We start from the raw sequence: 25354 nt of genomic DNA, 5'->3' as shown, positions 1-25354 counted from the left end.
AACATGAGGAAGGCGGCGGCATGAACGACCTTGGCGTCATCGATCGCTTCATGGAGACTTTTATCCGCTATATCGATAGCGGGTTCGGTCTGCTTTCGGTCGACGTCGCCTTCCTCACTACGATTCTAATTGGCATCGACGTCACCCTGGCAGGCCTCGCCTGGGCATTCGGGGGCGAGCCCAACATTCTCGGCCGCCTCCTCCGCAAGGTGCTCTATGTCGGCGTCTTCGCCTTCATCCTGAACAATTTCAAAACCCTTGCCGACATCATCTATCGGTCTTTTGCCGGTCTCGGCATCAATGCTTCTTCCGGCAATCTATCGGCCGACAATCTGCTGCATCCAGGCCGCATTGCCGCGACGGGCTTCGAGGGCGCGTGGCCGCTTCTCGATCAGGCGAGCCAGCTTCTTGGCTTCCCCGAAATTTTTGGCAACGCCCTCACCATCTTCGTGCTGCTCTTGGCCTGGTTCCTGGTCATCATCGCCTTTTTCATTCTCTCCATCCAGCTCTTCATCACCATCCTGGAATTCAAACTCACGACGTTGGCAGGCTTCGTTCTCGTGCCCTTCGCGCTGTGGAACCGCTCGTCGTTTCTCGCTGAACGCGTGCTCGGCAACGTGATCTCGTCGGGCATCAAGGTGATGGTGCTCGCCGTCATTGTCGGTATCGGCTCCACGCTCTTCGGCGAGTTCGCTTCGGCGCTCCAGGGCAAGGAGCCCGACCTGGCGGCGGCCATGTCACAGGTGCTGGGCGCGCTGGCGCTGCTTGGGCTCGGCATTTTCGGGCCTGGGATCGCCTCGGGTCTTGTCTCCGGCGCGCCACAACTTGGCGCGGGCGCAGCACTTGGGACTACCGCGGCGGCAGCCGGTGCGTCGCTGGTGGCCGGAGGTGCGGCATTCGCCGGCGCGCGCATGGCAACTGGCGGCGGGCTTACCGCCATCCGAGCCGGTACGACCATGGGCTCGGCGGTTTCCTCGGCGTGGCAGTTGGGACGAGCAACCTCGCCCGAGACCGGCCTGTCCGGCGTGGCTGCTGGAATGCAGGGCGTGGCGGGTGCCGCCAGCGGTACCGCGATGCGAGCGGCACGATCTGCTGGCGGAAGCTTCCGGCGCAGCGCTGATGCCGGACGCGAAGCCGCATGGACCGCCACCGGCGGCGCGCCGACCCCGTCGATGACCGGGGGCCCGTCCAGTACGGCCGCTGGCACCGCGCCCAATTGGGCAAAGCGCTTGCGTTCTGAACAGACTGCTCGTGCTCATCGCCACGCCGCCGTGCAAGCCGTCCGTGACGGTGACAGGCCTGGAGGCAGCGCCAATCCCTCTCTCAACGACAAGGACGACTAGATGCTCTTCAAGCGACCCGTTCAACGTTACGGCAAGACGCCCGAGCCGGTCACGCCGTATCAGAAGGCCGGCCAGCTCTGGGATGAGCGCATCGGCTCATCGCGGGTGCAGGCCCGGAACTGGCGCCTGATGGCTCTTGGCTGTCTGGCCATGGCGACTGGGCTCTCCGGCGGCCTCGTTTGGCAGTCGATGCAAAGTCGCGTTGTGCCTTACATCGTCGAGGTCGACCGCTTCGGCGAGGCGCGTGCCGTTGCGCGGGCAATCCGGGACTACGAGCCCACCGACGCGCAGATCGCGTGGCATCTTGGCCGCTTTATCCAGAATATCCGTTCCGTTTCCACCGATCCGGTGCTGGTGCGCCAGAACTGGCTGGCAGCTTACGATTTTGCCACCGACCGCGCCGCACGCTTCCTCAATGAGTATGCCAAGGCGGACGATCCCTTCGGTCAGATCGGCATGCGCAGCGTGTCGGTGCAGGTGACCAGCGTGGTCCGGGCTTCCGACAGCTCGTTCCAGGTCAAATGGACCGAGCAGGTTTTTGAGCGCGGCAGTCTCGCCAGCACGACGCGCTGGACTGCGATCCTCACCGTCGTGATCCGCCCGCCAAGCAATACGGACCAGCTGCGCAACAACCCGCTCGGCGTCTTCATCAACGCAATCGACTGGTCGCGCGAACTCGACAGCGTCGCGCCGACACCCGTTTCCCCGAAGGAGCCCGCCGATGACAAATAGAGCACCATCGTTCCGTGCAGCACTGATCCTGTCCGCGTCAGCAGTCGTCCTCTCCGCCTGCGCGTCGAAGCCGGTGCCGCCGCCTCAGATTTCCTATGACACTGCCGACTTCAAACCGGCTGCGGTCGAGAAACCGCCGGAGAAGCCGGTCAAGATCGTCGAGGTACCAAAGCCCCTGCCGCTGCCAGGCCAGTTGCAGCCTGACCCTGGCAAGATTGTCGACGACAAACGCTCTCCCGAAGAACGCGTCGCCGACGCCAACCAGGCGGCAACGCAGCAACCCACCAAGTATGGCTATGTCAATGCGGTTCAGGTCTATCCCTTCACAGATGGCGCGCTCTATCAGCTCTATGCCGCGCCGGGGCGTGTCACCGATATCGCCCTACAACCGGGCGAGAAGCTAACAGCCGTGTCGGCCGGCGACACGGTGCGCTGGGTCATCGGCGACACCGTCAGCGGCACCGGTGACAATCAGCGCACCCATGTGCTGGTCAAACCGTTCGCCCCGGCGCTTAGCACCAATCTGGTGATCACCACGGAACGGCGCACATACCATTTGCAGCTTCAAAGTACCGAGAAGACTGCCATGGCGGCGATCTCCTGGACCTACAGCGAAGACCAGATCATCGCGTTACGCCAGCGGAATACGCAGGCCGACGCCGCCATGCCGGCAGCTTCAAATGTGGCGCTCGAAAACATTCGCTTCCGCTACTCGATCAGCGGTGACACGCCGCCTTGGCGGCCGACGCGTGCCTTCGACGACGGCAACAAGGTTTACATCGAATTCCCGCGTCGCATCGATCAGGGCGAGGCGCCGCCACTCTTCATCGTCGGAGCCGACGGCAGCAACCAGCTCGTCAACTACCGCATGCGCGGCAACTACTACATCGTTGACCGTCTGTTCGCCGCGGCCGAACTGCGCCTGGGCAGCAAGCAGCAGCAAGTGGTCCGCATCATCAGGGTCGACGGCCGGCAACCGCCGCGGCGAATACCGCTCTTTGCGCGGTCCAGCAGGTGAGGGGAGCACTCATGACCGACAGTTTCCGACCAGATGCACCGCCGAAACTCGATCCCGAGCAGCTGCAGTTGCGGGCTTCTCCTCGCCGCGCGGTGCGGTTCAGGCGCGGCGTGATCGTCGCCATCGCTGCACTTGGGTCTGGCGCAATTCTGGGCGTCACGATGATAGCGCTTCAGGGGACGGCGTTGCGTATCAAAGAGCGGGCGGAAGACCTCTACAACACCGAGCGTAAGCCAACCGCAGAGGGACTTGAAACGCTCCCCAAGGATTATTCCGTAATGAAGCCGAAGCCTCCCGTGCTTGGGCCACCTCTGCCCGGCGATCTCGGCCGCCCCATTCTTGAACGCCAGCGACAGCTTGGCACCGCCCCGGGGCAGGCGGCCTCCGCCGAGGAGCAGCGGCTTGCCCAGCAGGCGATCGAGGCACGTGAGTCGCAAGTGATGTTCCGGATCGAGATCCGGCCCGGGGACACGAAGGTCGCCGACAATGCGCAGGGAGCGCGGCCGCCGTTTGAAGCACCACTTGCGCAACCCGATATGAAAGACGCAAGGGCTTCCGTTGCACCGGCTGAGGGTGATCAGAACAATCAGCAGCGCAAGCTCGACTTCGTCAGCCAGCAGAGCACAAATGGGATCTATAATCCGCACGCGCTGCAGACTCCGGCTTCGCCCCACCAGCTGATGGCCGGCAGCGTGATCGCCGCAAGCCTCATCACCGGGATCAATTCCGACCTGCCTGGCCTCGTGGTTGCACAGGTCACCGAGAATGTGGACGACACAGTCACCGGCAACACCTTGCTCATCCCGCAGGGCTCGCGGCTCATCGGCACCTATGACAGTGTCGTCGCTTTTGGACAGAAGCGCGCGTTGCTAGTCTGGCAGCGCATCGTGATGCCCGACGGGTCGTCGATTGAAATCGACAATCTGCCAGCGACAGATACTGCCGGCTATGCAGGGCTGGAGGACCAGGTGGATTTCCACACCTGGCAGCTGATCAAGGGAGTTGCTCTAGCCACGGTGTTGGGGGTCGGCACCGAGTTGAGCTTTGGGGACAACGAAAGCGATCTGCTCAAGGCAATCCGCGAATCCACTCAGCAGAACGTCAGTCAAGCTGGCCAGCGCATCACCGAAAAAAACCTCAATATTCAACCCACCATTATCGTCCGTCCTGGTTGGCCGCTGCGCGTCATCGTGCACAAGGACATCGTGCTACGACCATACACAAATTGAATAGGAGCCGCTCATGGCGAACCTGAAATTAGGAAAGCTTCCGGACCGGACGCCTTCCAAGATCACCATTACCGTCAGCGCGGGCCTCAGCCAAGCACTGAAGGACTACGCGGCGCTGTACCGTCAGACCTACAATGAGTCCGAGACAGTAGCTGAGCTCATTCCGTTCATGCTGGCCGGCTTCTTGGAAGGCGATCGCGCGTTTGCCAGGGCCAGAAAGGAAAGCTTGCCTGCCGCCGGCATGTCAGAGAAATCGCGACGCGTGTCAGGTTCAGGTTCCGAGTAATCGAAGGCTGAGTAGCGGACGCCGCAATCAGGGGTGCGTCGCTGACATTCAGTGAAAGAATGGCCCGAACAATCCAAGCTCCCGGGCGGACACAAACTGGAGCCCTGCCTGCGGGTTCCGGCGGGCCTCCTCTGCCATGCGACCCCCTATTGGGAAATACACGGCTCGTCACAGGATCATAAGTGGCGCCATATGTCTCGCCAAGCCTGGCAGCTAATTCCGGTCTCATTTGGTGGTCCGTGGTTTTTGCCTCCCCGGAAGTCTGGACTCGGTCGAAGAGTCAAAGCCCTGATTTCGGTCAGCCTCCAGGACGGACAAACTGCCGCAAGGATTTCTCTGCCATCGCTTGCTATCCTGCCGAACTTGGGATCGATGGCGCGAGCGTAATGACAGTACAGCAGGACATTCACAGTTCCGGCATTCCCGTTCTTTGCCTGTCTTGCGCCGCACGGCATCGCGGGATCTGTGGTGCGCTCGATCGAAACCATTTGGTTGGGCTCGCCAAGACTTCGTCTCGGCACAAAATCGAGCCGGGGGTCGAACTGATCGCCGACGCCGCGGCTGTCGACAGCTATTCAAACATGCTTTCAGGCGTTGTGAAGCTGACGAAGTGCCTTTCGGACGGCCGCCAGCAGATTGTCGGTCTTCGGTTCGCACCGGATTTTCTGGGCCGGCCCTTCAAGGTGAAAAGCACGATCAATGTGCAAGCGGCAACCTCCGTCTCGCTGTGCTCGTTTCCGAAGGCGGCCGTTGAACGGATAATGAAGGAATCACCGGAACTCCAGCTTCGCTTGCTCAAGCAGACGCTGAACGAACTCGACGAGGCACTTGAATGGATGGTGACGCTCGGGCGCAAGACCGCACCTGAGAAGGTGGCGAGCTTTCTCCTCATGATCGCCCAGAATATGGATTCCAGTATCGACCCGGCGGCTAGGTCCTCATGCTTCGACCTGCCCCTGACACGTGCCGACATCTCTGATTTCCTTGGACTGACGAACGAGACCGTGAGCCGCCAGCTTACGCGATTGCGGGCTGACGGCGTGATCCGGATCAAGAACAACCGCCATGTAACGGTGGACAGCATGAGCCGGCTGGAGCAGCGCTGCGGCGGCCGAGGCTCGCGGCAACCGGCCTTTGAGACCTAAGCGCCTACGTCGCTTATTGCGATCCGCGGCAGGACGTGCTCGCGTTCGAAAGCGATGTGTCGCCGCAAGCCTTCGAAGAAGCCTCGTAGCATGAACCCGACAGCTTCCGGACTCTCTATCGGATTACCATGACCTATCGCTAGGAGCGTTTCGGCCACCTCGCTAGCGAAGCATTGATCCTCAAGGTGCTCGACGCGCAACCGGCTGGTGGAGGCAAGTTTGGCCTCGGCCGGCGTCAACTGCGCCTCATACGCAGGGAAAATCACCGTCTCCTGAAGCCCATGAATGTCACGGAGCAGCGGAACGATTTTCTTGGCCGTTCCAAGACATTTGAGGCGGTCGACGTTCGGCAGTGCATCGGCAATGCTTTCCAGCGAGTCGCAGAGATTCAGCTACTCCCGATGGGCACGCTTCATGACCTCGCCCGGAATCGCCTCTGTGCCGGCCCGACGCGAGGAAGCTGCACTTGTCCATGAGTGGGGTGGCCCGTGCTGCGTCTCCTTGTTCAAATCGCCACCTTCTGATTCACCGAACTCGATGCTGCCCGAAGCAAAATCGTGCGGCTCTGACATGGATCAGGGCGAGCAGGCGGCAACTAGGGAATTAATGCATCGCGGATTTAGCGTCGCGCATTGGAATCCTGGTCGGGGACATGTCATGAAATTCGGCACGGAGATCATCCTTTTAAGCCTGTTTGCCTTTGCGGCCCTGGTGGCTGCCGGCTTCGGCGTAGAAGGGCCCTTCCGCCAGCACATGTGGGTTTTGTTCTTCGCACTGACTGGCTTCACCGCGATCTTGCTGCGTAATTGGGATTTCAAGCCCGCGGCGCCGAACCGCTCCGCCTACATGGATGGTCCGCTCCGCTATGGGGCCATCGCAACGGTGTTTTGGGGTATCGTCGGCATGCTGGTCGGCGTCATTATCGCGCTTCAACTCGCCTTCCCCGACCTTAACATCCCACCCTGGTTCAATTTCGGCCGTTTGCGCCCGCTGCACACATCGGGAGTCGTCTTCGCCTTCGGCGGCAACGCACTGCTTTGCACATCGCTGTATGTTGTCCAGCGCACCTGCCGCGCCCGGCTGTTTGGCGGCAATCTGGCCTGGTCTGTGTTCTGGGGTTACCAGCTGTTTATCGTCATGGCCGCGACCGGCTACCTGCTCGGCATCACCGAGGGCCGGGAATATGCCGAACCCGAATGGTATGTGGACCTCTTGCTGACCATCGTCTGGGTCGCCTATCTCATCGTGTTCCTCGGCACCATCCTGAAGCGCAAGGAACCGCATATCTACGTCGCCAACTGGTTCTATCTATCCTTCATCGTGACCATCGCGATGCTGCATGTGGTCAACAACCTGTCGATGCCGGCCTCTTTCCTCGGCTCGAAGAGCTACTCCGCCTTCTCCGGCGTCCAGGACGCCTTGACGCAATGGTGGTATGGCCACAATGCGGTCGGCTTCTTCCTGACGGCCGGCTTCCTCGGCATGATGTATTATTTCGTGCCCAAGCAGGCGAGCCGGCCGGTCTATTCCTACCGGCTGTCGATCATCCACTTCTGGGCGATCATTTTTCTCTACATCTGGGCCGGCCCGCACCACCTGCATTACACCGCCTTACCCGACTGGGCGCAGACGCTCGGGATGGTGTTCTCGATCATGCTGTGGATGCCATCATGGGGCGGCATGATCAACGGCCTGATGACGCTGTCGGGCGCCTGGGACAAGCTGCGCACTGATCCGATCATCCGCATGATGGTGATGGCAGTCGCCTTCTACGGCATGTCGACCTTCGAGGGTCCGATTATGTCGATCAAGACGGTCAATTCGCTGTCGCACTACACGGACTGGACCATCGGGCACGTCCACTCCGGCGCGCTCGGCTGGGTCGGCATGATCTCGTTCGGCGCGATCTACTACATGGTGCCGAAACTGTGGAACCGTGACCGACTCTATTCGCTGCGGCTCGTCACCTGGCATTTCTGGCTGGCAACGCTGGGTATCGTCGTCTACGCGGCGGTGATGTGGGTTTCCGGCATAATGCAGGGCCTCATGTGGCGCGAATACGACGAGCAGGGGTTCCTCGTCTACTCCTTCGCCGAAACCGTCGCGGCCATGCATCCCTACTACGTCATGCGTGCCATCGGCGGTGCGATGTACCTCTCCGGTGCCCTGATCATGGCCTGGAACATCACCATGACCATCCTCGGATACCAGCGCGAAGAACAGCCATTGCCGGGTTCCGAGCCCGCCCTCCGGCCTGCCGAATAGGGAGCCAGACAATGGGCTTGATCGACAAACACGCGATCATCGAGAAGAACGCCACGCTTCTCCTCGTTGGCTCGCTGCTCGTGGTGACTGTCGGCGGCATCGTCGAGATAGCGCCGCTCTTCTATCTCGACAACACAATCGAGAAGGTCGATGGCATGCGGCCCTACTCGCCGCTCGAACTCGCCGGACGCAACATCTACGTGCGCGAGGGCTGCTATCTCTGCCATAGCCAGATGATCCGGCCATTCCGCGATGAAGTCGAGCGTTATGGCCACTACAGCCTGGCGGCAGAGTCCATGTACGACCACCCGTTCCAGTGGGGGTCCAAGCGGACGGGACCCGATCTCGCGCGCGTCGGCGACCGCTACTCCAACAGCTGGCATGTCCAGCATCTCAGCGACCCGCGCTCCGTCGTGCCGGAGTCGATCATGCCCAACTATGCCTTTCTGAAAGACAAACCGATAGAGGTGAAGGACTTCTCGACGCATCTCATCGCCAACCGGCGCGTCGGCGTCCCCTACTCCGATGACATGATCGCCAATGCCAATGTCGACCTGATGGCGCAGGCCGACCCGAATGCCGACAGCTCCGGCCTCGAGAAACGCTATCCGAAAGCCAAGGTCGGCGACCTGGACGGTAACCCGCAGCAGGTGACCGAGATGGATGCCCTCGTCGCGTATCTGCAAATGCTGGGAACACTGGTCGATTTCAAGACCTATGACGATGCAGCCGGCTACCGCTGAGGGGGACGCGATGAGCTATGATTTGATGCGGGAATTCGCCGACAGCTGGGGTCTGCTTGCCATGGCGCTCTTCTTCGTCGGCAGCATTGCCTTTGCCTTGCGTCCAGGCGGCAAAACACAGGCCGAGCGAGCCGCCCAGATTCCACTCAAGGGCGACCGATCATGAGCGATGAGCACATCGACGAAGTCTCGGGCATCTCAACGACCGGTCATGAATGGGACGGGATAAGGGAGCTCAACCACCCATTGCCCCGATGGTGGGTGATAACCTTCTACATCACTGTCGGTTGGGCGGTGGCTTATACAATGGCGTATCCGGCTTGGCCCATGCTGTATTCTGCGACCAAGGGTGTGCTTGGGTATTCCAGCCGCAACGATGTCAAGAATGAACTGGCGGCGGCGGAAGCGGCGAAAGGCAAATACGCCGCGGCGGTGGAGTCGAAAAGCGTCGCTGAAATTACCTCGGACTATGCCTTGCGCGAATTCGCGGTCGCGGCCGGCGGCGCCGCATTCAAGGTCAACTGCACGCAGTGCCATGGCTCCGGCGCCGAAGGGTCGAAAGGTTTTCCAAACCTGAACGACGATGACTGGCTGTGGGGCGGCACGACCGAGCAGATCCAGCAAACGATCGCGCATGGCATCCGCTTCGCGTCAGATCCGGACACGCGCCTGTCGGAAATGCCGGCCTTCGGCGACGTCATCACCGCCGATCAGATCGCACAGGTGAGCGCCTACGTTGCCAGCCTGTCCGGCAAGGTCCGCGATGCAAGCCTTATTGAACCCGGCGCCAGGATCTTCGCCGAAAACTGCGTCGCCTGTCACGGCGACAATGCGAAAGGCAACAAGGAACTCGGCGCACCCGACCTGACGGACGCGATCTGGCTCTACGGGTCCGGCGAGACAGCCGTCGCCGTCCAGGTCCGTGCGCCGAAGCACGGCGTCATGCCGGCGTGGATCGGGCGTCTCGGCGAGACCAAGGTTAAGGAACTTGCGGTTTATGTTCATTCGCTTGGCGGCGGAGAATAGGAACGGAAGCCTATTCTCAGCCCTCCCCCGCCAAGCGACGAGGCCCGGCTTTGCCGGGCCTCGACACCATTCCGGCATGGGGCGATTGACCCTGCAAGGTGGCGCGGCCCCATTCGGCGAAGGGCTCGCTGCAGACCGGACGCCTGTCGACGCAGACAAGTCCGTCGCACAACGATGTCATAGGTCGCGGGCAAGTGGAGATACAGGTGCCGGATAAAACGCAGATGGAGCGGCTCGAGGCAAAGGTGGTTAACTCCGCCAAGACAACACGACAGCCGCTCTATGCACCGCGCAAGAAAATCTTCCCCAAGCGCGCCTCGGGTAGCTTCCGCCGCTTCAAGTGGCTGGTGATGGCCATCACGCTGGGCATCTACTATCTGACACCCTGGCTGCGCTGGAATCGAGGTCCGTTCGCTCCTGATCAGGCCGTGCTGATAGATCTTGCCAACCGCCGCTTCTACTTCTTCTTCGTCGAGATATGGCCGCAGGAATTCTACTATGTCGCCGGCCTTCTGGTGATGGCCGGCATCGGCCTCTTCCTGATCACGTCCACCGTCGGCCGCGCATGGTGCGGCTATATCTGCCCGCAGACTGTATGGGTCGATCTGTTCGTGGTGGTGGAGCGGGCAATCGAAGGCGATCGCAACGCCCGCATAAAGCTCGACGCCGGCCCATGGACGGTGCGCAAACTGGTACTGCGCCTAGCGAAGCACGCCATCTGGCTGGTCATAGCGGCAGCCACCGGCGGCGCTTGGATCCTCTATTTCGCCGACGCGCCAACGCTGATCAGCGAGGTATTCACCGGCACCACCGCACCGGTCGCCTACGTCACCATAGCGGTGCTGACAACGACCACCTACACGTTCGGCGGGCTGATGCGCGAGCAAGTCTGCACCTACATGTGCCCGTGGCCGCGCATCCAGGCTGTCATGCTCGACGAGAATTCGCTCACAGTAACCTACAATGACTGGCGCGGCGAACCTCGTTCGAGGCACGCCAAGAAGGCCCACGCGGCGGGGCAGCGGGTCGGCGACTGCATCGATTGCAACGCCTGTGTCGCGGTGTGCCCGATGGGGATCGACATTCGCGAAGGCCAGCAGCTCGAATGCATTACCTGCGCGTTGTGTATCGACGCCTGCGACCGCGTCATGGACAAGCTCGGCAAGGAGCGTGGGCTGATCTCCTACGCGACGCTCTTCGATTACAACGCCAACATGACGCTGGCGACGTCAGGCGGCTCCAGTTCGATCAATCCGTCGCTGGTCAGGACTGCTGTCGGCACCTTCTGCGATCAGGTGGTGTATTTTCACATTCGCAAGATCTTTCGGCCGCGCACTTACGTCTACATGGGCCTGTGGTCGCTGATCGGGCTGGGCCTGCTCTATTCGCTGCTGACGCGCGATCGGCTCGAACTGAACGTGCTGCATGACCGCAATCCACAGTTCGTCACGCTGTCCGACGGTTCGATCCGCAACGGCTATACCGTCAAACTGCTCAACATGATCCCCGAGCCAAGGACAATAATTGTCGCGATGCAGGGCTTGCAGGGAGCCGAAATGAGCGTCGTCGGCAGTGATCTGCCGCCAGACCGCTTCTTCGGCATCGCGGTCGAACCCGACCGGCTGAAGATGCTGAAAGTTTTCGTGCGCCAGCCAGCGGGTGAGGTGCGGCATCCTGCACAAACCTTCAAGTTCCGGGTCGAGGACAAGGCGAACTTCGAATCGGACGAATACACGGCCACCTTCAACGCACCGGAGATCGCCAGATGAGCACCAATACGCAAAAGACGCGCGAGTTCACCGGCAGGCACATGCTGCTCACCATTCTCGGCTTTTTCGGCGTGGTCATCGCCGTCAACCTGACCATGGCGACGCTCGCCAGCAAAAGCTGGACCGGCCTTGTCGTCGAGAACACCTATGTGGCCAGTCAGCAATTCAACAAAAAGGCCAAGGAAGGGCGCGCGCAGGCGGCACTCGGCTGGACCGGCAACCTGACGATCGCTCGGAGTGAGGTCCGCTACAGCTTGAGTGATGCCACCGGCAAGCCGGTGACCTTGCATGGCGTGAAGATACTGTTTCGTCATCCCGCTTATGAGGCCGAGGACAAGTGCATCACTCTTGCCCTTGCTTCGGCTCAGGAGTTTGCAGCACGGGACGTGCCCAAGGATGGCGTCTGGATCGTCGAAGTCGATGCCGACGCCGGTCTCGCCGAGCTCTATCGCGACATTCGCCGGATCATGATTTCGCAAGGAGCGCTGCAATGAGCTGCTGTGCACCCGGCGCGGAACTGGCGCTGGATTTGACCGGTACCACATCGGTCCTGCCGTCTGGCCAGGAGATCAGGTTGGCGAGCCGCTTTGTTGGCGATGGTCTTCGCCAGACCGACCTTTCGGTTCCGACGGTTCATTGCGCAGCCTGCATCCAGACGATCGAGAAGGCGTTGGGAAATCTCGATCGCGTCGAGAGCGCCCGCGTCAACCTGTCGACGAAACGGGTCTCGGTCAGGTGGCGTGGTGACGAGGTGCCACCGTTCGTCCGCGCGCTTGGACGGCTAGGCTATCAGGTGCATCTGTTCGACCCCGAGGTCGGCGGCAAAAACAAGACACTATCCGAACTGATCCGCGCGGTCGCGGTTGCTGGTTTTGCGACGGGCAACATCATGCTGCTTTCGGTCTCGGTCTCGGTCTGGTCCGGCGCCGAAGGCGCGACCCGCGACTTATTCCACTGGGTCTCTGCGCTGATCGCGATCCCGGCGCTTGCCTTCGCCGGGGGCATTTTCTTCCGCTCGGCCTGGAACGCGCTGCGCCACGGCCGCATGAACATGGATGTGCCGATCGCGGTCGGGATGTCGCTCGCCTACGCCATGAGCCTCTATGAGACGATCAATCACGGCGATCACGCCTATTTCGACGCGTCGGTATCGCTGCTGTTCTTCCTGTTAATCGGCCGTACGCTGGATCATGTCATGCGCGAGCGGGCCCGAACCGCCGTCAACGGCCTGTCGCAGCTGGCGGCGCGTGGTGCCATGGTGCTGCGCGGCGAGGGCGCGCGCGACTATCTGCCGGTTGCCGAGATCGAACCGGGAATGCAGCTGCTCATCGCAGCGGGCGAAAGGATTCCTGTCGACGGAAAGATCATTCGGGGATCATCTGATCTCGACTGCTCCCTGGTCTCCGGCGAAAGCACGCCCAGAAACGTGGCGCCAGGCATCCCCGTGCAGGCTGGGGTACTTAACCTTACCGGCTCGCTCACGATTGAGGCGACAGCCGCCGCGAAGGACTCGTTCCTGGCGGAGATGGTTCGATTGATGGAGGCGGCGGAGGGCGGCCGCTCGCCCTATCGACGCATCGCCGATCGCGTCTCCGCCCTCTATGCGCCGGTGGTCCATCTCACAGCTTTAATAACATTCATCGGTTGGATGGTTGCGGTTGGCGACTGGCACCTGGCAATGACGACTGCAATTGCCGTTCTCATCATCACGTGTCCATGTGCGCTCGGCCTCGCGGTGCCGATCGTGCAGGTGGTCGCGGCGCGGCGTCTGTTCGAAAGCGGCATCATGGTGAAGGACGGTTCGGCCATGGAGCGCCTGGCGACGATCGATACGGCGGTGTTCGACAAGACCGGAACGCTCACGCTCGGACAGCCCCGGCTCGTCAATGCGTCGTCGATCGACCCGGCCGTGCTGGCAATCGCCGCCGATATGGCCGCGCATTCGCGTCATCCGTTTTCAAAGGCCGTAGCCGGGTTTGCCGCTGCTGGCGGGCAGCACAAGTTCGATGCCGTCACAGAGCATCCGGGGTTTGGAATCGAAGCCACTGTCACTGGAAGTATCTGGCGACTGGGCCGGCGCGGGTGGGCTAGATGGAAGGCCCTAACCGATAGCGAAAGTGGGCATGGCGGAACAGTCCTGACGAAAGACGGCGGCATTGTCGCATCCTTCGTTTTCGAGGATGCGTTGCGGCCCGATGCCCGGGCCGGCTTGGCGCAGTTGAATGATGCCGGGGTCTCGGTCGAAATGCTGTCGGGCGATACCGCAGACGCCTGTGGCGATGTCGCAAGAATATTGGGAATCGACCGTTTTGTTTCGGCGCTGCTGCCGTCCGGGAAGGCTGAGCGGATCGAAGTGCTGACCAAGGCCGGCCATAAGGTCCTGATGGTGGGCGACGGGCTCAACGACAGCCCAGCGCTGGGCGCGGCGCACGTCTCGATCGCTCCAGCCACCGCCGCCCATGTCGGCCGCAACGCCGCCGATTTCGTGTTCCTGCGTGAAAGCCTTTCGGCGGTACCCCTTGCGCTGGACGTCTCGCAGAAGGCAAGGCGGCTGATCCGCCAGAACATAGCAATCGCGATCATCTACAACGCCGTTGCCGTTCCGCTCGCCATCCTCGGCCATGTCACACCGGTGATCGCGGCAGTCGCGATGTCCGCCTCATCGCTGCTGGTGATCGGAAACGCGCTGAGGCTGCACCGCTTTATGCCCGCCGAGCTGACAAGGGCTTCTTCGGCAACGCGTTCCGGCATACGCTCATCAGCGCGGCCGTCATGACGACACTCATCTACCTCATACCAGTCGCGCTATCTTTGGGCGCACTGGGGCTGTCTGGCTTCCTATGGGCGTTGAGAAGTGGCCAATATGAAGATCTTGATGGAGCCGTTGAGCGCATCCTCATCGACCAGGACGACAAGCCGGGACGCTGAGCCAGATCGCTGTCCCGACGCTGTGCGCATGCCGGCCATCAGCCAACACGGAAGAACGATTGAGGCTCCGCAACCAGCTAAACCACCCGTGACGTAGGTTTGTGAAAAGCCCCGTCGCTCGAAGGACTGCGTCGCCGGTTCCTCCCCACCAAAACAAATCGGGCTAGACCAAGTCCCTCACGCTCGCGCTTCTTGCACCCACCTATTCCCCCTAATCGATCTTTGCCTCGGGCGACCAAAATCCCGGGACTTCCCGGTTTGGTCGGTAGAATAGCTGAAAGTACCGCAGAGACTTTGGCTATTGATGTCGTGTGGGACCTCTTTCGATCAACAGCGAGATAGGTCTTATCATAGGGTTTCACTATGACGTCGAACGAGGTGAGCACGAAGACTTCAAGGCATCCGCCGAGAATGCCGAACGTGCGAGCGGCCAGAACAGCTTCCGGCCGAAATTGCGGTGGTAGTGATGCGCCGTGCCGGAAGCGGCCGTGGTGAATATTTCCGCCGCGTGCACCGCGGCGGAAGCCTGCGCCGGCGGAACACCGAAGGAGAGCAGCACGGTGGAGGAGATCGGGCCCTAGTCCATGCCTAATGCGCCGTCAACCGCCTCGGCGGGAAGCCGACCATGGCGAACAGAATGAAGTCAGTCATTGGTGTCCGCAGTGAATGTGCCGCCGTATGTAGCCTTGTGGATGGGCGATCGGCTTGGCTCCGCGTCAGAGAAAGGGCGGCATCGCTGCCGCCCTCGAGATTGTTGAGGTGCGTGGACCTTAGAAATCCATACCGCCCATACCACCCATGCCGCCGCCGGGCATGCCGCCAGGCATGCCCCCGCCAGCCGACTCCTTCTTCGGAGACTCGGCGATCATGGCTTCGGTGGTGACGAGCAGGCCGGCGACCGACGCCGCGTCCTGGAGAGCGGTGCGAACGACCTTGACCGGGTCGACAATGCCCATGACGATCATGTCGCCATACTCGCCGGTCTGGGCGTTGAAGCCGAAGGTAGCGCCCTTGTTCTCCAGGATCTTGCCGGCAACGATCGAAGCCTCGGCACCGGCGTTGGCCGCGATCTGACGGGCCGGAGCCTGCAGCGCGCGACGAACGATGGCGATGCCGGCGGTCTGGTCGGAGTTGGCGCCGTTGACAGTGAGGGCCAGCGAAGCGCGCAGCAGCGCGACGCCGCCGCCGGGAACGATGCCTTCTTCCACGGCCGCCCGGGTCGCGTTCAGAGCGTCGTCAACGCGGTCCTTCTTTTCCTTGACCTCGACCTCGGTCGCGCCGCCGACGCGGATCACGGCAACGCCGCCGGCGAGCTTCGCCAGACGCTCCTGCAGCTTCTCCTTGTCGTAGTCCGAGGTGGTCTCCTCGATCTGCTGCTTGATCTGGGCGACGCGGCCCTGGATTTCTTCTTTCTTGCCAGCACCGTCGACGATGGTGGTGTTTTCCTTCGAGATCGACACCTTCTTGGCACGGCCGAGCATGTTGAGGCCGACATTCTCGAGCTTGATGCCGAGGTCTTCCGAGATGACCTGGCCGCCGGTCAGGATGGCGATGTCTTCCAGCATGGCCTTGCGGCGGTCGCCGAAGCCCGGAGCCTTGACGGCGGCGATCTTCAGGCCGCCGCGCAGCTTGTTGACGACCAGCGTGGCCAGGGCCTCGCCTTCGACGTCTTCCGAGATGATGAGCAGCGGCTTCGAGGCTTGTACGACGGCTTCCAGCACCGGCAGCATGGCCTGCAGGTTGGAGAGCTTCTTCTCGTGCAGCAGGATGTAGGCGTCTTCCAGATCGGCGACCATCTTGTCGGCGTTGGTGACGAAGTAGGGCGAGAGATAGCCGCGGTCGAACTGCATGCCTTCGACGACTTCCAGCTCGGTCTCGGCGGTCTTGGCTTCCTCGACGGTGATGACGCCTTCGTTGCCGACCTTCTGCATCGCTTCCGCGATCATCTTGCCGACCGACTCGTCACCATTGCCGGCGATGGTGCCGACCTGGGCAACTTCCTCGGAGGTCTTGATCTTCTTGGCGGCCTTGCCGAGAGCGGCGACGACTTCACCGACGGCGAGGTCGATGCCGCGCTTGAGGTCCATCGGGTTCATGCCGGCGGAAACGGCCTTGTTGCCTTCCTGAACGATCGCCTGGGCGAGAACGGTGGCGGTGGTCGTGCCGTCGCCGGCGATGTCGTTGGTCTTCGAAGCGACTTCACGCACCATCTGGGCGCCCATGTTCTCGAACTTGTCCTCAAGCTCGATCTCCTTGGCGACGGTGACGCCGTCCTTGGTGATGCGCGGGGCGCCGAACGACTTGTCGATGACGACGTTGCGGCCCTTGGGGCCCAGCGTGACCTTCACCGCGTCGGCGAGGATGTTGACACCGCGCAGCATGCGCTCACGGGCGTCGCGGGAGAATTTTACGTCTTTTGCAGCCATGGTTAAGCTCCTGACAGGGGCTCGGGAAGAGCCCGAAAACTCAATTGATGGAGAGGCCGATGATCAGCCGATGATGCCCATGATGTCGGATTCCTTCATGATCAGAAGGTCTTCGCCATTGAGCTTGACTTCAGTGCCCGACCACTTGCCGAACAGGATGCGGTCGCCGGCCGTGACGTCCAGCGGCACGAGCTTGCCGGCTTCGTCACGGGCGCCGGAGCCGACGGCGATGATCTCGCCTTCCTGCGGCTTCTCCTTCGCCGTATCCGGGATGATGATCCCGCCCGCGGTCTTGGATTCGGATTCGACCCGACGAACGACCACGCGGTCATGCAGCGGCCGGAAATTCGACTTTGCCATTTTGGATATCCCTGGTGCGGAGGTTGAAAGGTTCTTCGTTGCCGGAGCCCGGTTAGCACTCGCCAGCGGGAAGTGCTAACCTTGCGGTGAGATAGGCTGTAGGTTCGTGCTGGTCAAGACGGATGAGCGGACAGCCGAAGAGCAAAAAGACTTGGAATCGACACGAAAGCCTGGCCTTCATTACGCGCGATCCCACTGCATAAGCGCGTTTTCGGCCGTCAGCTCGGGGCTGACTTTTGTGTCTTATTTGGAATGTGAAATTATGTGAAATTAACGGCCGAGCCGTCGGCGGCATCCATGAACTTGGGGTGGCAACGAGCGCCTCATCGCTTCGGCAGGCTCTTGCAGAGCACATTGGAATGTCTTTTTCTGAGGACGATGTTCCACCGGCAGCTTGCGCGGGTGCGCCAGCCGGACGAGCCTGCGCCAGATCGGGACGACCGACCCGTATGCTTGGAGAAATGGCAGGTCTCCAACGGTTATGGCAAACGCTCGCTGGTCGAGACCGCCATAGGGCGATACAAGTCCGCCATCGGGCGGCGTTTGCGGGCACGGTCGCTTCCCGTTCAGAAGACCGAAGTCGCCATCGGCTGCGCCGTCCTCAACCGCATGCTTGCCTGCGCACGCCCCGAAATCCGCCCGCCGCAAGGCGGCCACGGCATAGTCTGCCGCTTCAAAGATCGACATCCGATCAAGTCCGGACCCCATGCACCAACGCCTCGTTCATGGCGTATCGCTCTCTTTGAGAGGTTCTGGCAGGCTTCATCACCCGCCTCGATACGCCGCTCTCCTCAAACCGTCATCACCCAGTTTCCGCCATAGCTCCGGGAAGACACCAGCGATGCCGCAATGGCAGCCGTTGTCCGAAGGAACGCCACAAGCGTTGACGGCACTCATCGTGCGGCTGCTGGTGGACCCACGTCAACGGCGAGCGCCTCCAGTCGAAAGGGAGCGAAGGCGACAGGATCCGGTCGGGTGGCTCATTGCAGCATTTCGTGTCGATCTTCTCCGCCGTCCGAAACCTCTTCGTCCCATCCCAGACCAACCGCCCCGCGGCACAAATTCGAACCCATCGACCCCAGGCAATGGCCGCGTGGGAAGCCGTGAGTGCACGCCCCGCCTGAAAAGCGCAGGCTCGGCCTCACCTGGCCACATTTAAACAACGTGACAATGCCGCTAAAAGCTTAGCGACCTCGACTTGAGCGTTCTCTGCTTCTCATGGAAGACGCTAAATCCGCTCGTGCGTCACTGCCGGCTAGCAAAGGCTGCGGGGCGGCGGTGAGGGAGTCGAGGGGCGGCGGGCGTTCCGCTTCACCCAATGTTGCCGCCGGCGCCTGGATGGTTTCCACGACGCCCTCCCCGCAATTGGGATGATCACCGTGCAAGCACTGCGCTGTTGGGGACATGCTGGTGGCGGTGCCGGAAGCACGGGAGACATGTGATATCTCGGCAGCTGGCAATGCGGCTTTTCTGTCGCTGCCCAACGTTTCCCAATCTTCGATCTCCTCGCACCCCGGCGGCGAAGCCACGCGACTGAAGGCCTCCTGCGCGGGTGCCTGCAGTTCCCTCTGATCAGCCAGTGGAGCGCCCTTCATCTCCAGCGCATGTTTGCGCTTGTATAGATCATGGAATTGCTCCTTGAGCGCGAAGGTCTGCGGTGTATGGAACTGGATTTCCCAGAGCGCGCCTTTGGGACTGCGCAACGTGACGTTGACTGCCTTGAATGCCTGCCTGTGCTTCGTAAACGTGTTGGTCAACTTGACGCGCACATGCCCCTGATCGTCCAGCGAGGCCAGCACGCCACGCAGGCCGACGGTGAAGTCCTCCGGATTCAGTGCCACGCTGTAGCGCAGCGCGTCGTTTACGCCGGCCGTCGCTTCTTCCAGGGTCTGCTTTTTCAAAGCCATCTGCTGCTTGAGCTTTTCCTTCAGCGAGCCGTGCGACTTCAGTTGATGCTGTGTTCCCACCAGTCGCCCACCATAGGGCTGGGCCGCACGCTTCAGCATATCGGTGACCACGGGCTCCATATCGCGGGCGCGTGTCAGCAGGGATACGGCGTTAAGCGTGATGTCCTCGGTCCTTATGTCGCGCAGGCGCTCGACCGGTGGCGGTGGCGGACCGATCAGGCCCGCCTGCTGCAGCGCGTGCAGCGCATCCTGCATCACACCCGCGGCCATTGTGGGCATGTGCTGCAGGAGCCCCTTGGTCTGCTCAGCATCAAATCTTCCATCGTGCATGGCCCGGGCTGTCGCCTTGCTGTACGGCACCACGCGCACCCGCTCGGCGAACCCCCGCTCGGATCGTTCGCACGCCTCCACGATCTTGGCGAACAGCGCCGTGCCGGTGTCGGATTTCAGCGCATCGGTGCCTACCTTGATCGCAATGGTGAAAAGGTTGCGCATGGTCAGTTCCGGCTCGCCGGGGATGAGCCCCGGTTGTCCGGCAGGGAATTGCGCATGTGAGAGCCTGCACACAGGGTAGTTGTCGAGGATGGCGTGGATACGTGCCTCAGCAGAAGGCGCAGCAACGTACGCCTTGGCGAGGTTCGGGAAGGCCTCCGCCAGCGCATCGGGCAGCTGCGGCACGTCAGCGGAGGACACCCGCGGGTCAAGGCGAAACAGTTGCGCGTGCAGGAGTTGGGCGGCTTCACGCGCCTCAGGCATGTGGGCGCGTTCAATCGCATCGCCCGCATCGGCGCGTAGTTTCGCCAACACCTGTGGATCGCGGGCGTCACCTTCGAGTACCTCACGCAAGCCGGTGCGCAGATCGCGCTCAATGCCATCGTAGGTGCCGAACATCATGTTGCGCGCCATCGCCTCGCGTAATTGGTCGGGTTGCGCCATGAAGCGCGCCGCCAGGGTGCTGGCAGCGCCCATGATCTGACCGCCACGCCGCAGCGACATGATCTCGGACAGCCGCCCGGCCTTGTAATGACCGGTCTCACCATCAATGGCCGGCGTGGCCGTCTTCGGCGGCTTGAAGGACTGCGGCTGGCCGCGCCTGTCCTCACGATCGGCCATCTCGCGCGCGATCAGCGCCGCCAGCCTGGGGTAGCCCGCGTACACGAACGCGTCGTCGCCGTCGGTATCCATGTTGCGCTTGCGCAGCTCCCGAATCGGCAGTGCGCCCATGCGCCCGGGCTCCACGATGTCCTTTAGCCGCAGGCTGCCGGTGCTGAGCATGTCACGCGGCACGGCACTGCGGTCGCGCCCGGCCGTCCAGCACGACAGCGTCTTGAGGTCCTCCTTGGAGCAGACCAGGTCTGTGTTCACAAAATCGGCCGGCCAGTTCTTCTCCGGCACGATGATAAGCATGCCTTTGCTGTGCAGCATCTGGGCATCGTCGCCCGATCGGTCGTCGAATCCGGTGTAGCTGTACTGAATGCCGAAGGATTGCGAGAGGAACTCGGCGGTGGCATCCCCCTTCGCCACGGTCGCCACGCGTTCCTCTGGCACCGGTAGCAGATTCTCTTTGTCGTAGGGTGGCTTGCCGATCAGCAAGGGGCCGCCTGCGGCGTCGAAGGCCTGGCTGCGCTCGCGCGGCAGATGCACCTTGTCGTCGGCGGAGGGCACCGCCCGGACTCGCTGGCCCTGGTAGCCGCCACTGGTGGCCAGCTCGAATAGCGTGAGTTGGCTGAGCTCTGGCGGCAGCCCCTCAAGCCGGTGCCGCATCGCCTCATGCGCCTCCTGCAGCGCCGCCTCGTCGCGCGGGAAGTGCTGTAGCGCCTGCGGTGCCAGCCGCGTGGGGCCCTTGTCGTTTGCCAGAAGGTCACGCTGCTCTTCGCTGGCCTGACCAGCCTGCACTGCTTGCCAAGCATCATAGTGCTTGCGGAAGGCGGGGATGCACAAGGCTACCTCTAACTTTAAAAATCCGCAGCCATCGTTGGGGCACAGCGCCAGGGGCCGTCCGTCCACTGCCAAGGGTTTGAACGGGTGTGCAGGACCGCTGACGTCTTCAAAGAATCCCAGACGCAGTGTGCCCTCAATAACGTGATCGCTCGGTACCATCTCCAGTAGTGAACGCTGCATGCGCGACCAGTCTTCGCGCTGCGGGGCAAGCTTGGCGACGAGCGTCATCAAGCTACTGCCCGGCGTGGTGTCGGCGTAGCGAATTGCCGGCAGCAGCGACGGCGCCGCGGATGTGCCGGACAACAGCTGGGCGGGGCGGCTCATGTTGCCGCGCGTGGCGCGGCTGCCGCCGAACAAGTCGAAGCGCCAGGGCTCACCCTGATAGTTGAACGTACGCGCGAGCATGAACGTCGAAATCGCCCCGGGCAGCTGGACCTCCACCAGCGGCAGACCCGTCAGCCGCGCAAACAGCGAGTACTGCTGGTTCGTCTCAGTCGCATTGTTCGATACCTCCTTGCCCTGCAAGTCGACCACAAGATGGTTCGTGCTGCCGTTGCCGGGTGCCGGCACACGAGGCTGGCCGGGAACCGAGTGCATGCTCAAGCGCCCAACGTCCAGGTCGAAGCTGGTCGGTGGGTGGGCCTGAGTAATCGTCGGCGCCTCCTTCGCCATGCGCAGATCCAGGGCGTCAAACGTCTGGTCACCGGCCTCGATCTGCGCGATCAGGTTCCAGCTCATCTCGCCGAGGTCCGCCTCGATGGCCTCGCGCGTACGCTCCAGCGTCCGGTCCACCCATGTCGCCAGTTGGTCGCGGCGCTGGCGCAGTTCCTGGTGAGTGCCTTCGACGTGGCGCGGCTTCCATTGCCGGGACACCATGCTGTAGGCCTTGAGTACCTGGAAAAAGGTCAGTGCCGGGCATCGCGTTGCGTGCTGATCAATGTCGGTCGAAGACTGCGAATCACCGTCGGTCAGGTACAAGTCGATCTTGCGCTCGACGATAGGCTGCAACGTGTTGAACACCCGTAACGCGTGGCCCCGATGGCGAGAGTTCAGCTCCGGACTGCGAATCAACGGCAACAGTCCCATGCATAGGTTGCCGATACCCTCGAGGTTGGTCTCACGTAATCTGCCGTCCCCCACAAGGACCGAAACCCGCTCCAGCGCGGGCCGTGCCAGCGGACGCATCTGGCGATGAAGCCGCGCCGCTGCAAGGGCCTTGAAGAGCATCCCAATCTCCGGGACCGAGGCGGACTCAAAACGCTCGCGGTGCAACTCCAGGTGCCCGGCTATCGCCTGCAGCTTGGCGCCACCCAAGGTCTGGAGCTGTTCCTCGTCAGGGTGCAGCAGGCGGGACATCGCGTTGGCCACCATGGCGATCTCACCCATCTCGAACTGCTGCCATGGAAGTTCGGCCAAGCCTGCGCGCTCTGCGAGCAACAGCCCTGCTGTTTGGCACGCCGGCCTTCCGAGACATCTGCTAAGCGCATTGAGCGACACGCCCACCTGTTGCGCATCCATGGCTTGTCGCAGATCGTGGTCCTTAGCCAGCCGGCTGGCCAAGACGTCGATGGCATTCTCGCAGTTCGCACGTCGAGGCCATTTGCTCAGGGCGTTGAGCCCGGTGGCGACTTCTTGCGCGTTGAGGGTGTTGCGCAATGTGGGCTCGTCGACCAGCCGCCCGGCCAGTGCTTTGGCGGCCTCCGCACAGACGGCCGTGTCGGGCCATTTGCTCAGGGCGTTGAGCGCGCTGGCGACTTCTTGCGCGTTGAGGGTGTTGCGCAATGTGGGCTCGTCGACCAGCCGCCCGGCCAGTGCTTTGGCGGCCTCCGCACAGACCGCCGTGTCTGGCCATTTGCTCAGGGCGTTGAGCGCGGTGGCGACTTCTTGCGCGTTGAGGGTGTTGCGCAATGTGGGCTCGTCGACCAGCCGCCCGGCCAGTGCTTTGGCGGCCTCCGCACAGACCGCCGTGTCGGGCCATTTGCTCAGGGCGTTGAGCGCGTTGGCCACGCCTTGCGGGTCCAGGGCCTTGCGCAACCCGGGCTCGTCGGCCAGCCGCCCGGTCAGTGCTTTGGCGGCCTCCGCACAGACCGCCGTGTCGGGCCATTTGCTCAGGGCGTTGAGCGCGCTGGCCACGCCTAGTGGTTCCAGGGCCTTGCGCAACCCGGGCTCGTCGGCCAGCCCCCCGGCCAGTGCTTTGGCGGCCTCCGCACAGACCGCCGTGTCGGGCCATTTGCTCAGGGCGTTGAGCGCGTTGGCCACGCCTTGCGGGTCCAGGGCCTTGCGCAACCGGGGCTCGTCGGCCAGCCGCCCGGTCAGTGCTTTGGCGGCCTCCGCACAGACCGCCGTGTCGGGCCATTTGCTCAGGGCGTTGAGCGCGGTGGCCACGCCTTGCGGGTCCAGGGCCTTGCGCAACCGGGGCTCGTCGGCCAGCCGCCCGGTCAGTGCTTTGGCGGCCTCCGCACAGACCGCCGTGTCGGGCCATTTGCTCAGGGCGTTGAGCGCGTTGGCCACGCCTAGTGGTTCCAGGGCCTTGCGCAACCCGGGCTCGTCGACCAGCCGCCCGGCCAGTGCTTTGGCGGCCTCCGCACAGACCGCCGTGTCGGGCCATTTGCTCAGGGCGTTAAGCGTGTTCGCGACGCTCTGCGCATCCATCGCATGACGCAGGCGGCTTCCGCTGGCGAGAAGCGCGGCGAGCGAGTGCGCCATGGACTGGCAGTCCGGGTTATCGAACCACTTGCTGAAGGTATTGAGTGCCAGGCCGATGTCCTTCGAGTCCAGAGACTGTCGGGCCTGGTCGTCACGTTGCAGGTAACGTGCCAAACGAGCCACCGCGCGTTTACACCTGCCACTGTTGATGTTCTTGGCGAAGGCGTTCAGGAGTAGGACTGACGGGTAGCCACGCAGCCCCGATAGATCATCGGCCTGCTCGAGCTGTCCGGCGATCCACGCGATTGCATCCATGCACGCTTGCTGGTTCGGGTGCTTGCTCAGCTTGTTGCCCACATGAGCCAGCTGCTTCAGCGATACACCTTCGAACCACCCGGTCTCGCAGAGATACTGCGCCGCGAGCGCGGTGCAACGATCGAGATCGCGGTGCGTTATGCCTGCCCCCGTGGCCCGCCTCGCATTGACAATCATCTGAAGGTACTTGTCGAGCCGCTCTGCGTTGGTTTGCGCGTTGACGCTCCCTTCCAGGAAGGGCAATGCCAACCCGCCAGCGATGCGATGCGCCAGCTCGTTGTCCTTTGCCATGGACACGCACAGGCCGGCGTTATGGTTCTGAGCTATTCGGCTCAATTGTCGCTGATACCGCTCTCGCTCTGCCTGCAGCCTTTTTTTTGCCGCCGGGCCCAGCTGATGTTCGGCCAGGCGGAGATCCGCCGCCGTCAACTCCAAGCGATGCATCGGTCGCTTTCGCTGCCTGTACGGCTCTTCCCGCAGTCGTTTTCCTGCGGTCCGGTCGGACTGTTGTTCCGTCAGGCGAAGATCTGCCGTCGCCTCCAGACCATACGTTGGTCGTTGTGGCCCACGATGCGACGACGAAACGCTACCGTCAGCGGGCATTCTGTCCGGGCGCCGCTCGGGCGCGGTACCGCGTCGTTCGGTGGGATCATCGCGCCGGTGCGAGTGGGTGACCGCGTGTTGGCGAACGAGACTGTCCCATGCGCCTTCGCTGGCTACGCTTCGCGGATTCACAGACAAGGGTTGGCCGCGTCGTGTCGACGTCCCAGGTTCATCCGGCTCTATCCGCCGCCGTTTGGCCGGCGGCCGTCCAAGTGATTGATGGTTGCCCCTGGTGCTGGCTGCTGCCTCATCCTCTGTTGGCCTGGGCTGTTCCTCTTGAGAGTGAGGCCAGTTTGTAAGCAACGAGTTTGGATTGTCGTTAGAGGTTTTCATGCCTGAACTTTAGTCAATCCGCCTGCCAGCGGCCTGCTCGATACGAAGCCTTGAATCGCCCAGCTTTTGGCCCGTGCGCACCAAATTCACGATCTCCTGCTCTTGGCGCGCCTTGAGCTTGGGGCGGCGCCCCGCCAATGCGGCCATCCTTTCGTGCGGCGTCCAGACCATATTTTGTGCGTTCACGCAACTTGGCGCGCTCGAATTCGGCGAACGCTCCTACAACTGCATCATCATGCCCTCTTCCGGCGACGTGGTGTCGATCGCTTCCGTCAAACTCTGAAAGCCTGCACCGACGTACTGGATCTTCTCCATCAACGTGGCGTTGGTGCATGGGTC

The 25354-nt window shown here is 62.3% G+C and carries 19 protein-coding genes and 2 pseudogenes; 15 read left to right on the top strand and 6 right to left on the bottom strand.

Features of this window, described 5'->3' with window-relative positions:
- Positions 1-20: 20 nt before the first annotated feature.
- The 6 genes from trbL to EJ067_RS10065 all read left to right on the top strand — a co-directional run bounded on the left by trbL (position 21) and on the right by EJ067_RS10065 (position 5753).
- Positions 21-1343, top strand: a complete 1323-nt coding sequence (gene trbL, locus EJ067_RS10090; RefSeq protein ID WP_126078928.1) for a P-type conjugative transfer protein TrbL — start codon at positions 21-23, stop codon at positions 1341-1343.
- A complete protein-coding gene (gene trbF / locus EJ067_RS10085) occupies positions 1344-2075 on the top strand; it encodes a conjugal transfer protein TrbF (RefSeq protein ID WP_126078927.1) in 732 nt (243 codons plus the stop codon).
- A complete protein-coding gene (gene trbG, locus EJ067_RS10080) occupies positions 2065-3093 on the top strand; it encodes a P-type conjugative transfer protein TrbG (RefSeq protein ID WP_126078926.1) in 1029 nt (342 codons plus the stop codon). The genes trbF and trbG overlap by 11 nt, the downstream gene beginning before the upstream one ends.
- Before the next feature lie 11 nt (positions 3094-3104).
- On the top strand, positions 3105-4322 hold the full coding sequence (locus tag EJ067_RS10075) for a TrbI/VirB10 family protein (RefSeq protein WP_126078925.1): 1218 nt from the start codon (positions 3105-3107) through the stop codon (positions 4320-4322).
- Positions 4323-4335: 13 nt separating this feature from the next.
- Entirely contained in the window at positions 4336-4608 is a 273-nt protein-coding gene (locus tag EJ067_RS10070; protein WP_095811631.1) for a DUF2274 domain-containing protein, read from the top strand.
- A 386-nt stretch (positions 4609-4994) separates the two neighbouring features.
- Positions 4995-5753, top strand: a complete 759-nt coding sequence (locus EJ067_RS10065) for a Crp/Fnr family transcriptional regulator (protein ID WP_095811632.1) — start codon at positions 4995-4997, stop codon at positions 5751-5753.
- Here the strand turns inward: EJ067_RS10065 and EJ067_RS10060 are convergent.
- A complete protein-coding gene (locus EJ067_RS10060; RefSeq protein ID WP_348639545.1) occupies positions 5750-6106 on the bottom strand; it encodes a hemerythrin domain-containing protein in 357 nt (118 codons plus the stop codon). The genes EJ067_RS10065 and EJ067_RS10060 overlap by 4 nt on opposite strands.
- A gap of 304 nt (positions 6107-6410) precedes the next feature.
- Between EJ067_RS10060 and ccoN the strand changes: the two genes are divergently transcribed.
- From ccoN to ccoS, 8 genes are all read left to right on the top strand, one after another.
- Positions 6411-8018 carry a cytochrome-c oxidase, cbb3-type subunit I gene (gene ccoN / locus EJ067_RS10055; protein WP_126078924.1) on the top strand — a complete coding sequence of 536 codons (1608 nt, stop codon included), beginning with the start codon at positions 6411-6413 and terminating at the stop codon, positions 8016-8018.
- Between the two features lie 11 nt (positions 8019-8029).
- Positions 8030-8761 carry a cytochrome-c oxidase, cbb3-type subunit II gene (ccoO, locus tag EJ067_RS10050; RefSeq protein ID WP_095811635.1) on the top strand — a complete coding sequence of 244 codons (732 nt, stop codon included), beginning with the start codon at positions 8030-8032 and terminating at the stop codon, positions 8759-8761.
- A gap of 10 nt (positions 8762-8771) precedes the next feature.
- A complete protein-coding gene (locus EJ067_RS10045) occupies positions 8772-8927 on the top strand; it encodes a cbb3-type cytochrome c oxidase subunit 3 (protein ID WP_095811725.1) in 156 nt (51 codons plus the stop codon).
- Positions 8924-9787, top strand: coding sequence for a cytochrome-c oxidase, cbb3-type subunit III (gene ccoP, locus EJ067_RS10040; RefSeq protein ID WP_126078923.1), 864 nt, complete (start codon positions 8924-8926; stop codon positions 9785-9787). Before EJ067_RS10045 ends, ccoP begins: the two co-directional genes overlap by 4 nt.
- A 206-nt stretch (positions 9788-9993) precedes the next feature.
- The gene (gene ccoG, locus EJ067_RS10035; RefSeq protein WP_126078922.1) at positions 9994-11556 is read left to right on the top strand and encodes a cytochrome c oxidase accessory protein CcoG; all 1563 of its coding nucleotides are present in this window, start codon (positions 9994-9996) and stop codon (positions 11554-11556) included.
- Positions 11553-12050: a FixH family protein gene (locus EJ067_RS10030; RefSeq protein ID WP_126078921.1), complete on the top strand. Its 498-nt coding sequence runs from the start codon at positions 11553-11555 to the stop codon at positions 12048-12050. Before ccoG ends, EJ067_RS10030 begins: the two co-directional genes overlap by 4 nt.
- The gene (locus tag EJ067_RS10025) at positions 12047-14332 is read left to right on the top strand and encodes a cation-translocating P-type ATPase (RefSeq protein ID WP_126078920.1); all 2286 of its coding nucleotides are present in this window, start codon (positions 12047-12049) and stop codon (positions 14330-14332) included. Before EJ067_RS10030 ends, EJ067_RS10025 begins: the two co-directional genes overlap by 4 nt.
- On the top strand, positions 14329-14484 hold the full coding sequence (gene ccoS, locus EJ067_RS10020; protein ID WP_126078919.1) for a cbb3-type cytochrome oxidase assembly protein CcoS: 156 nt from the start codon (positions 14329-14331) through the stop codon (positions 14482-14484). Before EJ067_RS10025 ends, ccoS begins: the two co-directional genes overlap by 4 nt.
- Positions 14485-14813: 329 nt before the next feature.
- Here ccoS and EJ067_RS35235 read toward each other — a convergent pair.
- The 3 genes and pseudogenes from EJ067_RS35235 to groES all read right to left on the bottom strand — a co-directional run.
- A pseudogene (locus EJ067_RS35235) lies at positions 14814-15135 on the bottom strand (TSUP family transporter); the annotation flags it as partial.
- A 119-nt stretch (positions 15136-15254) separates the two neighbouring features.
- Positions 15255-16910 carry a chaperonin GroEL gene (groL, locus tag EJ067_RS10010; RefSeq protein WP_126078918.1) on the bottom strand — a complete coding sequence of 552 codons (1656 nt, stop codon included), beginning with the start codon at positions 16908-16910 and terminating at the stop codon, positions 15255-15257.
- A gap of 63 nt (positions 16911-16973) precedes the next feature.
- Positions 16974-17270: a co-chaperone GroES gene (gene groES, locus EJ067_RS10005; RefSeq protein WP_095811641.1), complete on the bottom strand. Its 297-nt coding sequence runs from the start codon at positions 17268-17270 to the stop codon at positions 16974-16976.
- Between the two features lie 459 nt (positions 17271-17729).
- Here groES and EJ067_RS10000 point away from each other — a divergent pair.
- A pseudogene (locus tag EJ067_RS10000) lies at positions 17730-17903 on the top strand (IS5/IS1182 family transposase); the annotation flags it as partial.
- Between the two features lie 551 nt (positions 17904-18454).
- On the opposite strand, the gene xopAD reads toward EJ067_RS10000, so the two are convergent.
- A complete protein-coding gene (gene xopAD, locus EJ067_RS09990) occupies positions 18455-25015 on the bottom strand; it encodes a XopAD/skwp family type III secretion system effector (RefSeq protein WP_126078916.1) in 6561 nt (2186 codons plus the stop codon).
- A gap of 13 nt (positions 25016-25028) precedes the next feature.
- The gene (locus tag EJ067_RS35790; protein ID WP_348639277.1) at positions 25029-25349 is read right to left on the bottom strand and encodes a recombinase family protein; all 321 of its coding nucleotides are present in this window, start codon (positions 25347-25349) and stop codon (positions 25029-25031) included.
- Between the last annotated feature and the right edge of the window lie 5 nt (positions 25350-25354).

Source organism: Mesorhizobium sp. M1D.F.Ca.ET.043.01.1.1, assembly GCF_003952385.1.
Classification (GTDB): Bacteria; Pseudomonadota; Alphaproteobacteria; order Rhizobiales; family Rhizobiaceae; genus Mesorhizobium.
Note: the sequence above shows the minus strand (reverse complement) of the source record. Positions and strands in the feature narration are given on the sequence as shown.